The organism is Prevotella sp. P4-51 (assembly GCF_002251455.1).
Taxonomy (GTDB): domain Bacteria; phylum Bacteroidota; class Bacteroidia; order Bacteroidales; family Bacteroidaceae; genus Prevotella.
In genome coordinates this window covers 1-16,018 of the sequence record NZ_NPJM01000018.1, presented here as the reverse complement: position 1 = coordinate 16,018, position 16,018 = coordinate 1, and the positions used below count along the sequence as shown (strand labels likewise).

Sequence of the window (16,018 nt, the reverse complement as noted above, 5' to 3'; positions counted from 1 at the left end):
TTTGTAAGAAGTCGATAATAATTACTAATTTAGCCCTGTCAATCAAAAGAATCTATCCAATGATGAAACAGATGCTACTTATACGTTGCAAAAATAATAAAAAAGTTTTAAAAGTCAACGTTGGAAGTACACTTTCTGAAGTTTTTTTTGCTTCGGAGCTTAAAATGGACCATGGTCCGGTGTGCGCAAGGGTAAACAATAAGGTGCAAGGCATGCACTACCGGCTCTACAACGACAAGGATGTGGAGTTTCTGGATATGCGGTCGGGCTCGGGGTCACGCACGTACACGCGTACCTTATTTTTTATATGTTGCAAGGCCATCAACGACCTCTACGGCAATGTGGAGGTGCGTATAGACATACCGGTGTCTAAGGGTTACTATGTACACGTCAAGCTGGGAAGAGACATTACCGCCGACGATGTGGCACGTATACGCTGCCGCATGCAGGAGATAATAGACGCCGACACGCCCATACGCCGCCGCATGGTGACTGCCGAGGAAGCCATACGCCTCTTCAGCGAGAAGGGCGACATGTCGAAGGTGAAGCTGCTCAAAGGCCAGGGCAAGCTCTATACGGTGTACTACCAGATAGACGACTTCATCGACTACTTCTACGGTGCCCTGCTGACCAGCACCAGTGAGGTCTATCTCTTTGACCTCGTGGCCTACAGCGATGGTATGCTGCTGCGCGTCCCCTCGCGCGAAGATCCCGGCCAGTTGTGCCCAATGCCCCGCCAGCAGAAGATGTTTGATGTGTTCAAGGAGCACCACGAGTGGCAGAACATCATCGGTCTGCGCACCGTGGGCGACCTCAACGACGCCGTGGACAAGGGGTTTGCCACAGACATCATCAATGTGAACGAGGCTCTGCAGGAGAAGAAGATAGCCCGCATCGCCGACCAGATAGCCGCGCGCCACGATGTGAAGCTGGTGCTGCTGGCCGGTCCGTCGTCGTCGGGAAAGACCACAACCTGCAAGCGACTGAGCATACAGCTGCTCACCTGCGGACTCAAGCCACTCCAGATATCGCTCGACGACTACTTCATAGACCGCGACAAGACTCCGCTCGACGCCAATGGCGAGTATGATTATGAGAGCATACACGCCCTCAACATAGCCCTCATCAACGAGCAGTTTAATGCCCTCTTCAAGGGCGAGGAGATAGAGTTGCCCAGATACAACTTCCAGGCGGGCAAGAGCGAGAAGAGCGGCAAGCGGCTGAAGCTGGGCCCCAACGACATAGTGGTGGTCGAAGGCATACACGCCCTCAACCCCGAGCTCACCGCCCAGATTCCCGAGCAGCAGAAGTTCCGCGTGTATGTGTCGGCGCTCACCACCATCCTGCTCGACGAGCACAACTATATCCCTACGACCGACAACCGGTTGCTGCGCCGCATCATACGCGACTACAAGTATCGTGGCGTAAGCGCCCAGGAGAGCATACACCGCTGGCCCAGCGTGCGCGCCGGCGAGGAACGGTGGATATTCCCCTACCAGGAGAATGCCGACGCCATGTTCAACAGTGCCATGCTCTACGAACTGGCCGTCATCAAGCAGCAGGCTGAACCGCTGCTCGAGCAGGTGCCCGAAAACTGCGAGGAATATGCCGAGGCACACCGCCTGCTCAAGTTCCTGCGCTATTTCCATGCTATCTCTTACCGTCAACTGGCTCCCACCAGTCTGCTGCGCGAGTTTCTTGGCGGTAGTTCATTCAAATACTAAAACTAAAACAGTTATTCATTTTACCTTGACATCCTGTTATGGAAGAAGACATCGTGATCAAAGAGTTGGACCAGGTTGTAGTAAGATTCTCTGGCGACTCCGGTGACGGCATGCAATTGGCCGGCAACATCTTTTCTACCATTTCTGCCACCGTGGGCAACGACATCAGTACCTTCCCCGATTATCCTGCCGACATCCGTGCCCCGCAAGGCTCGCTTACGGGTGTTTCCGGATTCCAGGTGCACATCGGCGACGGCACGGTATATACTCCCGGTGACCGTTGTGACGTGCTGGTGGCGATGAATGCCGCTGCGCTGAAGACCCAGTACAAGTATACGAGGCCCCAGGCCACCATCATCATCGACACCGACAGTTTCGGTCCCAACGACCTGCGCAAGGCCGATTTCCTCACCGACGACTATCTGGGCGAACTGGGCATAGACCCCGACTGCGTGGTGGCTTGCCCCATCACCACGATGGTGAAACACTGTCTGGAAGACTCGGGTATGGACAACAAGAGCATTCTCAAGTGTCGCAACATGTTTGCCCTGGGAATGGTGTGCTGGTTGTTTGACCGCAACCTTGAACTCGCCGAAGAGTTCTTGCACCATAAGTTTGGCAAGAAGCCCCAGGTGGCTGAGGCCAACATACGCGTGGTGCATGCCGGCTACGACTATGCCCACAACACCCATGCCGGCGTGCCCGCCACCTATCGCATAGAGACCCACTCCAAGGTGCCCGGACGCTATATGGACATCACCGGCAACAAGGCTACCGCCTACGGACTGATAGCCGCCGCCGAAAAGGCAGGACTGAAGTTGTATCTGGGTTCATACCCCATCACTCCCGCCACCGACATACTGCACGAACTGTCCAAGCACAAGTCGTGTGGCGTCATCACGGTGCAGTGTGAAGACGAGATATCGGCTTGCGCCAGCGCCATAGGTGCCTCGTTTGCCGGAGCACTGGCAGCCACCTCTACCTCGGGTCCCGGCATCTGTCTGAAGAGCGAGGCCATCAACCTGGCTGTCATCGACGAGCTGCCGCTGGTCATCATCGACGTTCAGCGTGGCGGTCCCTCGACCGGTCTGCCCACCAAGAGCGAGCAGACCGACCTGCTGCAGGTGCTCTACGGCCGCAACGGCGAGAGTCCCATGCCCGTAATCGCTGCCACCAGCCCCACCGACTGCTTCTCGGCAGCCTACATGGCAGCCAAGATAGCCCTGGAGCATCTCACCCCCGTGGTGCTGCTCACCGACGCCTTCATCGCCAACGGTTCGGCGGCATGGCGTCTGCCCAAGATGGACGACCTGCCCGAGATACATCCCCACTATGCCACCAGCGACCAGCGCTACAGGTATACCCCCTATCAGCGCGACCCCGAAACCTGTGTGCGCTACTGGGCTATACCCGGACAGGAAGGCTATACACACATTCTGGGCGGACTGGAGAAGGACGGCAAGACCGGCAGCATATCGACCGAGCCCGAGAACCACGATCTGATGGACCATCTGCGCTCGCGCAAGGTGGCTCGCATCGAAGTGCCCGACCTCGAGGTGCAGGGCGACAAGGACGACGCTGAACTGCTCATCGTGGGATTCGGTTCGACCTACGGCCATCTGCTCTCCACGCTCAAGGAACTGCGTGGCAAGGGTTACAAGGTGGCACTGGCACAGTTCAAGTATGTCAACCCGCTGCCTCACAATACCGTCGAGGTGCTCAACCGCTATCCCAAGGTAGTGGTGGCCGAACAGAATCTGGGTCAGCTGGCTGCGCTGCTGCGTATACGCATCAACAACTTCTCGCCCTACCAATATAATAAGGTGAAAGGCCAGCCCTTTGTGGTCAGCGAGCTCACCGAAGAGTTTGAGAAGATACTGCTTGCGCCCAACCGCACCAAGACCGGCCTCACCTATGAGGACAACATCATCGCTTAACCCTTAACAGAATTCATTATGAACGAATATACAGCCAACGATTACAAGAAAGGGCAGCCACGATGGTGCCCTGGATGTGGCGACCATTTCTTCCTGTCCAGTCTGCACAAAGCCATGGCCGAACTGGGCGTTCCTCCCTATCAGACGGCAGTAATCAGCGGCATAGGCTGCTCCAGCCGTCTGCCCTATTACGTCAACACCTATGCCATGCAGACCATCCACGGACGTGCGGCAGCCATTGCTACCGGTACCAAGATAGTGAACCCCGACCTCGCCGTATGGCAGATTAGCGGCGACGGCGACGGACTGGCCATCGGAGGCAACCACTTCATCCACGCCATGCGCCGCAATATCGACCTCAACATGATACTGCTCAACAACCGTATCTACGGACTCACCAAGGGTCAGTACAGTCCTACATCGCCACGCGGTTTCGTCTCCAAGTCTTCGCCCTATGGTACGGTGGAAGACCCCTTCCGCCCCGCCGAACTCTGCTTTGGTGCCCGCGGACGCTTCTTCGCCCGAGCTGTGGCCAACGACGGTGCCGGCACTGTGGAAATCCTCAAGCGTGCCTACCAGCACAAGGGAGCCTCGGTGTGCGAGATTCTGCAGAACTGCATGATATTCAACAATGGTTGCTATGCTCCCATCTATACCCGCGAAGGTCGTAGCCGCAACGCCATCTACGTGGAAGACGGCAAGCCGCTGGTTTTCGGCGAAAACCATGAATATGGACTCGTGCAGGAAGACTTCGGACTCAAGGTGGTCGAGATTGGACGCGACGGTTATACCCTCGACGACATCCTCGTACACGACAGCCACTGCGAGGACAACACCCTGCAGCTCAAGCTCGCCATGATGGACAATGAGCACGGTTTCCCCGTGGCTCTCGGCGTGATACGCGATGTCGAGGCTCCTACCTACGACAGCTGCGTCAACCAGCAGGTGGAAGAAGTCAAGGCCCAGAAGCCTTATCACAACTTTGAGGAACTGCTTGAGACCAACGACATCTGGGAGGTGAAGTAGCAACGTCATCCCCGCACCATCCGCCCTTACCGCCGCCGGTGCCGAGATACTCTCCTTCGGCCCCGAGATGGTGAAATATAAGGCATCTTGGTGAAAAACAAGCGAAAACATTTGCAGAGTTGGGAAAATATGCGTAACTTTGCATCGTTCAGTGGAATGAGGGACTCCAACCGGAGTTCCTCATTTTTTAATAATAACCGTATGATAGATAAAAACGTTGTAAAAAGCGTAGTAGAGGAATGGCTTAAGGATAAGGAGTATTTCCTCGTGGATGTAGAGATTAGTACAGACAACCGTATCGTAGTTGAAATCGACCATGCCGATGGCGTGTGGATTGAAGACTGCGTAGAGCTGAGCAGGTTTATCGAAGACCATCTGAGCCGTGATGAAGAAGATTACGAGCTTGAGGTGGGTTCAGCCGGCCTGGGCCAGCCTTTCAAGGTTCCCCAGCAATACATCAACTTCATTGGCGAAGAGGTCGAGGTGCTCGATGCCGACGGTATCAAGGTGCGTGGCACGTTGAAGAGCGTTGACGGCAACGACTTTGTGGTCAGCGTGAGCGAGAAGGTAAAGGTAGAGGGCAAGAAGCGCCCCCAGCTCATGGATGTCGACCATCACTATCAGATGGATAAGGTGAAATATACTAAATACTTAATAAGTTTCAAATAAGCTATGGCAGCAAAGAAAACAAACGAGGTGACAATCAGTATGATTGATACCTTCAAGGAGTTTAAGGATACTAAGAACATAGACCGCACCACACTGGTGAGCGTGCTTGAAGAGAGCTTCCGCAACGTGTTGGCCAAGATTTACGGCAGCGACGAGAACTTCGACGTGATTGTCAACCCCGACAAGGGCGACTTCGAAATCTATCGCAACCGCGTGGTCGTTAACGACGGTGAGGTGCAGGATGAGAATAAGGAAATCAGCCTGACCGACGCCCGTAAGATTGAGCCCGACTACGAGGTGGGCGAGGACGTTTCGGAGAGCGTGAACTTTGCCAAGTTTGGCCGCCGCGCCATCCTTACCCTCCGACAGACCCTGGCGTCCAAGATACTGGAACTGGAGCACGACTCGCTCTATAATAAATATAAGGACCGCGAGGGCCAGGTTATCTCTGCCGAAGTATACCAGATATGGAAGCGTGAGGTACTTCTTGTCGATGACGAGAACAACGAGCTCATCCTGCCCAAGGCAGAGCAGATACCCTCCGATGTGTACCGCAAGGGCGAGACCATTCGTGCCGTGATAGAGCGCGTGACCAATGACAACAATAACCCCAAGATCATCCTGAGCCGTACCAGCCCCAAGTTCCTGGAGCGATTGCTCGAGGCCGAGGTGCCCGAGATAGCCGATGGTCTGATAGTCATCAAGAAGATTGCCCGCATGCCCGGCGAGCGCGCCAAGGTTGCCGTTGAGAGCTTCGACGACCGCATCGACCCCGTAGGAGCCTGCGTGGGAGTCAAGGGAAGCCGCGTGCATGGCATCGTGCATGAGTTGGGCAACGAGAACATCGACGTCATCAACTGGACCGCCAATACCAAGCTCTATATCCAGCGTGCGCTGAGTCCTGCACGTATCAACAGCATCAGCGTGAACGAGGAAGAGCACAAGGCCGAGGTCTATCTCCAGCCCGAGGAGGTCAGCCTGGCTATCGGTCGTGGCGGTATGAACATCAAGCTGGCTTCGCTGCTCACCGAGTACACTATCGACGTATTCCGTGACGTTACAGGCAACGAGGTCGAGGAAGACATCTATCTGGACGAGTTCTCCGACGAGATCGACCAGTGGGTTATCGACGCTGTCAAGGCGCTCGGACTCGACACAGCCAAGCAGGTAATCTCGGCTCCACGCGAGATGCTTATCGAGAAGGCCGACCTCGAAGAAGAGACCGTCGACCACATGCTCGATGTGCTGCGTGCTGAATTTGAACAATAATAGAAAACAATTAAGAGAAAGGAAGAGGTAATTAATGAGTATCAGATTAAATAAAGCATTAAGAGAACTGAACATCGGACTCCAGACGGCAGTGGAGTTCTTGGAGAAGAGAAAAGAACTGGGCGAAGTGAAGTCAGAGCCCAGCTTCAAGCTGAACGACGAGCAGTACAATGCTCTTCTCGAAGCGTTCAAGCAAGATGCTGATGTAAGAAACAAGGCAGAGCTGATGTCCCACAAGAAGCAACAGGACAAGAAGCAGGCTGCCGAAGAGAAGAAGCAGGCTGCCGAGGACAAGAAGCAGACCGCCGAAGCACAGCCGAAGACCAAGTCGCAGACCTTTAATGTGATTGGCAAGATAGACCTTGACAGCCTCAATAAGAAGCCAAAGTCACCCGCGCCAGCTGCTACTCCTGCCTCCGACAATACCGAGAGTAAGACCGCTGCCGTAAGTCAGAAACCGGAAGAGAAGAAAGCCGAACCCAAGGTGGAAGCACCCAAGGAGGAAAAGCCCGTAGCCAAGGAGGCCCCCAAGGCCGAGAAGCCTGTGGCTGCACCCGTGGCAGAGAAGAAGGAAGAGAAGCCCGCCGCAGCCCCCGTGGCCGAGAAGGCTCCCGAGGCCCCTGCCCAGGAGAAGGCTCCCGCCGAGAAGGCTCCTGCCACAGCCGGAGTCTTCAAGCTCCCCACCGAAGCCAAGAACCCCAATGCCCCCAAGGTCAATGTGCTGGGCAAGATAGACCTTGACGCCATCAACCAGAGCACCCGACCCAAGAAGAAGACCAAGGAGGAAAAGCGAAAGGAGCGTGAGGAAAAGGCACAGGCCAAGAACGGCGAGAAGAAGAAGCGCCAGCGCATAGGAAAGGAGCGCGTGGACATCAACGCCGAGGCTGAGAGCAACAACGGCCGCAACAAGAAGAAGAACGGTAACGGCAACAACAATAACCCTAATGCCAACAACGCCAATAATGCCAACAACGGTGGCAACGGCAAGAATGGCAAGAACCGCAAGCGCAACCAGAAGCCTCTCGAGGTAGACGACGAAGCTGTAGCACGCCAGGTGAAAGAGACGCTTGCCCGCCTTACCAACAAGAACCAGAACAAGAAGGGCGCCAAGTACCGCAAGGAGAAGCGAGAGGCCGTCCAGGAGAAGCTCTCCCAGGAGGCAAAGGCCGAGCGCAAGGAGAGCAAGACGCTCAAGCTCACCGAGTTTGTTACCGTGAGCGAGCTCGCCACGATGATGGACGTGAGCGTCACCCAGGTCATCTCTACCCTCATGGGCGTAGGCATCATGGTGTCTATCAACCAGCGCCTCGACGCCGAGACCATCAACCTGGTGGCCGAAGAGTTCGGCTTCAAGACCGAGTATGTGAGTGCTGAGGTTCAGGAAGCCGTGAGCGTAGAGGAAGACGACGAAGCCGACCTCGTGTCGCGTGCGCCAATCGTTACCGTGATGGGCCACGTAGACCACGGTAAGACCTCGCTGCTCGACCATATCCGCAACACCAACGTGATAGCCGGCGAGGCCGGAGGTATCACCCAGCACATCGGCGCCTATAGCGTGACGATGAAGAACGGCCGCAAGGTGACCTTCCTCGATACCCCTGGCCACGAGGCGTTTACCGCCATGCGTGCCCGTGGTGCCCAGGTTACCGATATCGCCATCATCATCATCGCTGCCGACGACTCTGTGATGCCCACCACCAAGGAGGCCATCGCCCATGCCCAGGCTGCCGGCGTGCCCATGGTGTTTGCCATCAACAAGATAGACAAGCCCGGAGCCAACCCCGACAAGATACGCGAGGACCTCGCCAACATGAACCTGCTGGTCGAAGAGTGGGGTGGCAAGTATCAGTGCCAGGAGATCAGTGCCAAGAAGGGCATCGGTGTCGACGAACTGATGGAGAAGGTGCTGCTCGAGGCCGACATGCTCGACCTCAAGGCCAACCCCAACCGCAAGGCTGTGGGCACCATCATCGAGTCGTCGCTCGACAAGGGCCGCGGCTATGTCAGCACCGTGCTGATTGGCAACGGTACCCTCAAGGTGGGCGACTACGTGATAGCCGGTACCAGCTGGGGGCGCATCAAGGCCATGTTCAATGAGCGCAACCAGCGCATCGACAGTGCCAAGCCCGCCGAGCCCGCCATCATCCTGGGTCTCAACGGCGCTCCTACTGCCGGTGATGCCTTCCACGTGCTCGATACCGAGCAGGAGGTGCGCGAGATAGCCAACAAGCGCGAGCAGCTGCAGCGCGAGCAGGGTCTGCGCACCCAGAAGCGACTCTCCCTCGATGACATCTCCCACCGCATCGCCCTCGGCTCGTTCAAGGAGCTCAACATCATCGTCAAGGGTGATACCGACGGTAGTATCGAGGCTCTCAGCGACTCGTTCATCAAGCTCTCTACAGAGAAGATCAATGTCAACGTCATCCACAAGGCTGTGGGTCAGATTTCGGAGAGCGATGTTACCCTCGCCGACGCGTCCGACGCCATCATCGTGGGCTTCCAGGTACGTCCTTCGGCTGCCGCGCGCAAGCTCGCCGACCAGGAAGGCGTAGAAATCAATACCTACTCCGTCATCTACGACGCCATCGACGACGTAACCTCTGCCATGGAGGGTATGCTCGACAAGGTGAAGAAGGAAATCATCACCGGACAGGTAGAGGTGCGCCAGGTCTACAAGATTTCCAAGGTGGGTGCCGTGGCCGGATGTCTCGTTACCGAAGGCAAGGTACACAGCAAGGACAAGGCGCGCGTCATCCGCGACGGTATCGTGGTCAAGACCGCTCCTATCGACTCGCTCAAGCGCTATAAGGACGATGTGAAGGAGGTACCCACAGGTATGGAGTGTGGTATCAGTCTGGTCAACTACAACGACATCCTCGAGGGCGACATCCTCGAGACCTTCACCGAGATAGAGGTAGAGCAGAAGCTCTAAGTCCGGCAGGATAGCCATACTATTGACTTAATAAGGCTATAAGCGGAAATATAGGTAGTGGCATCCTGTTCGTAGAAGAGGGTGTCACTATCATGGTTAATACGACAGAGTGTATCGGGGAGATGTGTATCCAGCCCGTTCGCTCATATGTCATGACACATTAAATCAATGGCAGACAAAGAGAAAAATGAGTTTGTAAGACAGGTGGCCGACCAGAAGTACGAGTTCGGGTTTACCACCAATGTGCATACAGATATTATCGATAAGGGACTCAACGAGGATGTGGTGCGCCTTATCTCGCAGAAGAAGGGAGAGCCCGAGTGGCTGCTCGACTTCCGCCTGAAGGCATTCCGCTACTGGCTCACCCAGCCCCAGCCCACGTGGGGCCACGTGCATTTGCCGGAGATAGACTACCAGGCCATCTCCTACTATGCCGACCCGCTCGCCAAGAAGCCCAAGGACAACAAGATAGACCCCGAGCTCGAGAAGACCTTCGACAAGCTCGGCATACCCCTCGAAGAGCGGCTCGCGCTCAGCGGCACCGCCGTCGACGCCATCATGGACTCCGTGTCGGTGAAGACCACCTTCAAGGAGCAGCTCCGCGAGAAGGGAGTCATCTTCTGCAGCATCGGCGAAGCCGTCAAGGAGCATCCCCAGCTGGTGCGCGAGTACCTGGGCTCGGTCGTTCCCTACCGCGACAATTTCTTTGCAGCACTCAACAGTGCCGTCTTCAGCGACGGCTCGTTCGTCTATATCCCCAAGGGCGTGCGCTGTCCGATGGAGCTGAGCAGCTACTTCCGCATCAACGCCCGCAACACGGGCCAGTTTGAGCGCACGCTCATCGTGGCCGAAGACGACAGCTACGTGTCCTACCTCGAGGGCTGCACCGCACCCATGCGCGACGAGAACCAGCTCCATGCTGCCATCGTCGAGATTATCGTCAAGGACAACGCCGAGGTCAAGTATTCTACCGTGCAGAACTGGTATCCCGGCGACGAGCACGGCAAGGGCGGCGTGCTCAACCTTGTGACCAAGCGAGGCGACCTGCGGGGCAACAACTCTAAGCTCAGCTGGACCCAAGTCGAGACTGGCTCGGCCATCACATGGAAATATCCTTCCTGCGTCCTCCGTGGCGACGGTTCGCAGGCCGAGTTCTATTCGGTTGCCGTCACCAACCACTATCAGGAGGCCGACACCGGCACCAAGATGATACACATGGGAAAGAACACCAAGAGCACCATCATCTCCAAGGGTATCTCTGCCGGACACAGCCAGAACTCTTACCGCGGACTGGTGCGCGCCACCAGCAATGCAGACAACGCCCGCAACTACAGTTCCTGCGACTCGTTGCTGCTGGGTTCCGACTGCGGAGCCCACACCTTCCCCTATATGGATATCCACAATGACACAGCCATCGTGGAGCACGAGGCTACCACCTCCAAGATTTCGGAAGACCAGTTGTTCTACTGCAATCAGCGAGGCATACCCACCGAGCAGGCCGTAGGTCTCATCGTCAACGGCTATGCCAAAGAGGTGCTCAACAAGCTGCCCATGGAGTTTGCCGTTGAGGCTCAGAAACTACTCAGTGTATCACTCGAAGGAACCGTAGGTTAGACCGTTATGCGACAGATTGTTACCCTATTGATGCTGGTCATGGCTGCCTCGGTGCAGGCCCAGGACGACGACAGCCCCCGTTGGTCTGTCGACGCCCACATTGGTGGCAACGCCCTTGTCAGTGGCTCCGCCTCGGGCGGCGATGTGCCCCTCTATCGTTCGGGCTCCACTTCCCAGTCGGGTCTGGTCACCCGGCTTCATGTCGAGTACCTTCTGCCCATCTATTTTCCCCTCAGCGTCAAGGCCGGATATGAGCACGAAGAGATTACGATGCTCAAGGGCGACGCCTCCTACGACCTCAGCCAGCTCTCCCTTGGTGCCCGCTGGCGCCCGGCTTCGCCCCTGTGGCACGTGCAGCCCTATGCCGGCTTCGATGTGCTCTGGGCACCGTCGGCAGAGCGCGGCGGCATGGATATGGAGACCCGGATCGGCTCTCTCAACTATTCCTACCGCGCCCGAGGCGTGGTGCGCATGCCCCGATTCAGCATGGGCCCCGTCGTAGGCGCCGACATCTATCTTTTTTCCCACATAGCTCTCCAGGCAGAGTACAGCTACCGCCTGGGACTTGGCTCCCATTATCATGTCGATTACTCCGACAGCCGTTCCCACACCGTTTCAGCCTACTGTCATGGACAGCCCCATCGTCACGTGTTGACCGTGGGACTCAAGCTCGACTTCCCCTTCCGTTTCGACAGCGACGATGTGCGCGGACTGTTGCAGGGGCTGTTAGATTTGTATTAATTCACCATAAACCATTACATATATGTTAGAGGTAAGAAATCTGCATGCTACCATAGCAGGCAAAGAGATATTAAGAGGCATCAATCTCACCATCGGCGACGGTGAGATCCATGCCATCATGGGCCCCAACGGTTCGGGCAAGTCCACGCTCAGCGCCGTCCTTACCGGCAACCCGCTCTACACCGTTACCGAGGGCGAAGCCATCTTCAACGGCAAGAACTTCCTGGACATGAAGCCCGAAGACCGCGCCCGCGAGGGACTCTTCCTCTCCTTCCAGTATCCCGTCGAGATACCCGGCGTGTCGATGACCAACTTCATGAAGGCCGCCGTCAATGCCAAGCGCGAGTACCAGGGTCTGGAGCCACTCAACGCCAGCGAGTTTATCAAGCTCATGCGCGAGAAGCGACAGATAGTAGAGCTCGACAGCAAGCTCTCCCACCGCAGCGTCAACGAGGGCTTCTCCGGCGGCGAGAAGAAGCGCAACGAGATCTTCCAGATGGCCATGCTCGAGCCACGGCTGAGCATCCTCGACGAGACCGACTCCGGTCTGGATGTCGACGCCATGCGTATCGTGGCCGACGGTGTCAACAAGATGCACACCCCCGAGACCTCAGCCATCGTCATCACCCACTACGAGCGTCTGCTCGATATGATCAAGCCCAGCGTGGTCCATGTGCTCTACCGCGGACGCATCGTCAAGACCGCCGGACCCGAACTCGCCAAGGAGATAGAGCAGCGCGGCTACGACTGGATCAAGGCTGAGGCCGGCGAGTAAGCCTCTCCCATCACCTTATTATATATATAGATATGAACAGCGAACAACAGTATATCGATCTCTATACCCAGAGCTCGGGTATCATCAACGCCCACTCGGCGCCGGTGATGAACGCATTGCGCGAGCAGGCCTTCGCCGACTTCAGGCGTATGGGCTTCCCCACGCGCAAGGTAGAGCGATATAAGTATACCGACGTGGCCAAGCTCTTCGAGCCCGACTACGGGCTCAACCTCAACCGCCTCGACATCCCCGTCAACCCCTACGACGCCTTCCGCTGCGATGTGCCCAATCTCAGCACCTCGCTCTACTTCGTGGTCAACGACAGCTTCTACACCCGCCAGCTGCCCCAGGCCCATCTGCCCGAGGGAGTCATCGTCGACAGCCTCTGCCGGGTGGCAGCCACGCAGCCCCAGCTCGTAGAGCCCTACTACGGACGCCTCGCCCAGACCGGAGCCGACGCCCTCGTGGCGCTCAACACCATGCTCGCCCAGGACGGACTCTTCATCTACGTGCCACGCCATGTGCGCATGGACCGCACCGTGCAGATTATCAACATCCTGCGTTCCGATGTCGACCTCATGGTCAACCGCCGCGTGCTCATCGTCGTAGAGCAGGGCGCCGAGGCACGGTTCCTCTTCTGCGACCACGCAGCCGACGACCGCCGCTTCCTCGCCACTCAGGTCATCGAGGCCTACGTGGGCGACAACGCCAGCCTCGACCTCTACTGCATGGAAGAGACCCACATACGCAATACCCGCACCAGCAACGTCTTCATCGAGCAGCAGGCCAACAGCCGCGTCAACCACAATGTCATCACCCTGCACAACGGCACCACCGTCAACCGCCTCGACCTCACCTTCAGAGGCGAGGGAGCCGAGTGCTGCTGCAACGGATGCGTTATCGCCGACAAGACACAGCGCGTAGACAACAATACGCTCATAGACCACCAGGTGCCCCACTGCACCAGCAACGAGCTCTACAAGTACGTGCTCGACGACAACGCCGTGGGAGCCTTCGCCGGACGCGTGCTCGTGCGCCACGGAGCCCAGAAGACCTCCTCGCAGGAAACCAACCAGAACCTCTGCGCCTCGCGTACCGCCCGCATGTACACCCAGCCCATGCTCGAAATCTATGCCGACGATGTCAAGTGCGCCCATGGCAGCACCGTCGGCCAGCTCAACGATGCAGCCCTCTTCTATATGCGCCAGCGCGGCATCAGCCTCGACGAGGCACGGCTGTTGCTCGAGTTTGCCTTTATCAATGAGGTTATCGACACCATCCGCCTCGAACCCCTCAAGGACCGGCTGCACTACCTCGTAGAGAAGCGCTTCCGCGGCGAACTCAACAAGTGTGAGGGATGTAAACTTTGTCATTAAGCCTATGTATGATATCCATCAGGTGCGCGCCGATTTCCCCATCCTCTCGCGCACCATCTACGACAAACCCCTGATTTATCTCGACAACGGCGCCACCACCCAGAAGCCGCTGTGCGTGCTCGACGCCATGCGCGACGAGTATCTCAATGTCAATTCCAACGTACATCGAGGCGTACACTGGCTCTCCCAGCAGGCCACCGAGCTCCACGAGGCAGCCCGCGAGACCGTGCGACGCTTCATCAACGCCCGCTCCACCTCAGAGATAGTCTTCACCCGAGGCACCACTGAGGGCCTCAATCTCGTGGCTTCATCCTTCGCCGAGGCCTGCATGACCGAGGGCGACGAGGTCATCGTCTCTGTCATGGAGCACCACTCCAACATCGTGCCCTGGCAGCTCCAGGCACGCAAGCGCGGCATCGTGGTCAAGGTCATACCCATCAACGAGCGCGGCGAACTGCTCCTCGATAAGTATGAGCGCCTCTTTACCCCGCGCACCCGCATCGTCAGCATCTGCCATGTCAGCAATGTGCTGGGCACCGTCAATCCCGTAGAGCAGATGGTAAGCATCGCCCATGCCCACAACGTGCCCGTGATGGTCGACGGCGCCCAGAGCGCACCCCACATCCCCGTCGATGTGCAGCAGATAGACTGCGACTTCTTCGCCTTCAGCGGCCACAAGATGTACGGCCCCACCGGCGTCGGCGTGCTCTATGGCAAGGAAGAGTGGCTCGACCGCCTGCCTCCCTATCAGGGCGGTGGCGAGATGATAGAGCACGTCAGCTTCGAGCATACCACCTTCGAGCGCCCGCCCCTCAAGTTTGAGGCAGGCACCCCCGACTATATCGCCACCCACGGTCTGGCCACAGCCATCGACTACATCGAGCGGCTGGGCATGGACAACATCAGCGCCCACGAGCACCGACTCACCAGCTACGCTATGGACCGCCTCGGCGCCATACCCGGCATGCGCATCTTCGGAACCTCCGACCGCAAGGACGCCGTCATCAGCTTCCTCGTCGGCGACATCCACCCCATGGACATGGGCACCCTGCTCGACCGCCTGGGCATCGCCGTGCGCACCGGCCACCACTGCGCCCAGCCCCTCATCGACCACCTGGGCATCCTCGGCACCGTGCGCGCCTCCTTCGGCCTCTACAACACCTGTGAAGAGATAGACCGTCTGGCAGAGAGCATCGAGCGCGTCGCGCGCATGTTCTAATCCCCGCCCTCTCATGGCAGAGCCCCGGCCCCAGCAGCACCCTATGCGTCCTGCTGGGTCCGTGGCTCTGCCGTTTCTTGCCCATCGCCGTCCCGCGAGTCCCAGCCGCCGTCCCCATTAGTCCTCTCAGCAGCCGCGAGTCCCCTCTGTTCTCCCATTAGTCCCCTCCGCCGCAGTGCGAGTCCCCTCCGTTCTCCCACGACTCCCCTCCGCCGCCGCGCAGACCACCATTGCCCATGCGCAGACCACCATTGCCCATGCGCAGACCACCATTGTCCATGCGCCGGCCACCATTGCCGCCGCGTATCGTAAGTCACGTGCCCACGTATCGTACTCTCGTGCCGACCGACGCGCGCTCCCGTTTCAACCGTTACGAGCCCGCCATGACCATCGCCACAGCAGCCAAAGTGGTCACGCCAACCCCCAAGACGGTCACGCCAACCCCCAAGACGGTCACGCCAACCCCCAATACGGTCATGCCGTTTCCCGAACGCGTCATAATCATTACCATGGCAGTCATCAATATTGCAGAGTTGGATATACATGTAGCAGAGTTGCCCATAGACAATGCAGAGTTGGCCACAAGTAATGCAAAGCACAAACTGTCTTTTAACGTGAGTTCGACGTAAGAAAAGTGTTAAAAAAGTTGTGGGAATGGAATATTTTTAGTAACTTTATAGGTGATAATCAAAGAGTTACGAACAAATACCCATTCCCATGACGACTGCAAATTTAA

General features: G+C 57.3%; 13 protein-coding genes. 12 read left to right on the top strand and 1 reads right to left on the bottom strand.

What is annotated here, in order from left to right:
- Positions 1-62 precede the first annotated feature (62 nt).
- The 11 genes from CIK94_RS02375 to CIK94_RS02325 all read left to right on the top strand — a co-directional run bounded on the left by CIK94_RS02375 (position 63) and on the right by CIK94_RS02325 (position 15,282).
- Positions 63-1,724 (top strand): nucleoside kinase, encoded by a 1,662-nt coding sequence (locus CIK94_RS02375; RefSeq protein WP_094421119.1) that lies wholly within the window; start codon positions 63-65, stop codon positions 1,722-1,724.
- Positions 1,725-1,762: 38 nt separating this feature from the next.
- Positions 1,763-3,661, top strand: coding sequence for a 2-oxoacid:acceptor oxidoreductase subunit alpha (locus CIK94_RS02370; RefSeq protein ID WP_094386758.1), 1,899 nt, complete (start codon positions 1,763-1,765; stop codon positions 3,659-3,661).
- Positions 3,662-3,679: 18 nt separating this feature from the next.
- A complete protein-coding gene (locus CIK94_RS02365; RefSeq protein ID WP_094389020.1) occupies positions 3,680-4,687 on the top strand; it encodes a 2-oxoacid:ferredoxin oxidoreductase subunit beta in 1,008 nt (335 codons plus the stop codon).
- 201 nt (positions 4,688-4,888) lie between these two features.
- Complete coding sequence (rimP, locus tag CIK94_RS02360; protein WP_094386757.1) at positions 4,889-5,356, top strand: ribosome assembly cofactor RimP; 468 nt, start codon at positions 4,889-4,891, stop codon at positions 5,354-5,356.
- Positions 5,357-5,359: 3 nt separating this feature from the next.
- Positions 5,360-6,625: a transcription termination factor NusA gene (gene nusA, locus CIK94_RS02355; RefSeq protein ID WP_022309871.1), complete on the top strand. Its 1,266-nt coding sequence runs from the start codon at positions 5,360-5,362 to the stop codon at positions 6,623-6,625.
- Positions 6,626-6,659: 34 nt separating this feature from the next.
- On the top strand, positions 6,660-9,557 hold the full coding sequence (gene infB, locus CIK94_RS02350; RefSeq protein ID WP_094389021.1) for a translation initiation factor IF-2: 2,898 nt from the start codon (positions 6,660-6,662) through the stop codon (positions 9,555-9,557).
- 168 nt (positions 9,558-9,725) lie between these two features.
- Positions 9,726-11,171, top strand: a complete 1,446-nt coding sequence (gene sufB, locus CIK94_RS02345) for a Fe-S cluster assembly protein SufB (protein ID WP_022309873.1) — start codon at positions 9,726-9,728, stop codon at positions 11,169-11,171.
- Positions 11,172-11,177: 6 nt separating this feature from the next.
- Positions 11,178-11,912, top strand: a complete 735-nt coding sequence (locus tag CIK94_RS02340) for an outer membrane beta-barrel protein (protein WP_094421110.1) — start codon at positions 11,178-11,180, stop codon at positions 11,910-11,912.
- Positions 11,913-11,934: 22 nt separating this feature from the next.
- Positions 11,935-12,687 carry a Fe-S cluster assembly ATPase SufC gene (sufC, locus tag CIK94_RS02335; RefSeq protein WP_094421108.1) on the top strand — a complete coding sequence of 251 codons (753 nt, stop codon included), beginning with the start codon at positions 11,935-11,937 and terminating at the stop codon, positions 12,685-12,687.
- A 32-nt stretch (positions 12,688-12,719) separates the two neighbouring features.
- On the top strand, positions 12,720-14,063 hold the full coding sequence (sufD, locus tag CIK94_RS02330; protein ID WP_094386754.1) for a Fe-S cluster assembly protein SufD: 1,344 nt from the start codon (positions 12,720-12,722) through the stop codon (positions 14,061-14,063).
- 4 nt (positions 14,064-14,067) lie between these two features.
- Positions 14,068-15,282, top strand: a complete 1,215-nt coding sequence (locus tag CIK94_RS02325) for an aminotransferase class V-fold PLP-dependent enzyme (RefSeq protein ID WP_094421106.1) — start codon at positions 14,068-14,070, stop codon at positions 15,280-15,282.
- A 157-nt stretch (positions 15,283-15,439) separates the two neighbouring features.
- Here the strand turns inward: CIK94_RS02325 and CIK94_RS14835 are convergent, their stop codons facing one another.
- A complete protein-coding gene (locus tag CIK94_RS14835) occupies positions 15,440-15,562 on the bottom strand; it encodes a hypothetical protein (RefSeq protein ID WP_256388332.1) in 123 nt (40 codons plus the stop codon).
- Between the two features lie 103 nt (positions 15,563-15,665).
- Here CIK94_RS14835 and CIK94_RS14615 point away from each other — a divergent pair, with 103 nt between their 5' ends.
- On the top strand, positions 15,666-15,911 hold the full coding sequence (locus CIK94_RS14615) for a hypothetical protein (RefSeq protein ID WP_144008273.1): 246 nt from the start codon (positions 15,666-15,668) through the stop codon (positions 15,909-15,911).
- Positions 15,912-16,018: the final 107 nt, after the last annotated feature.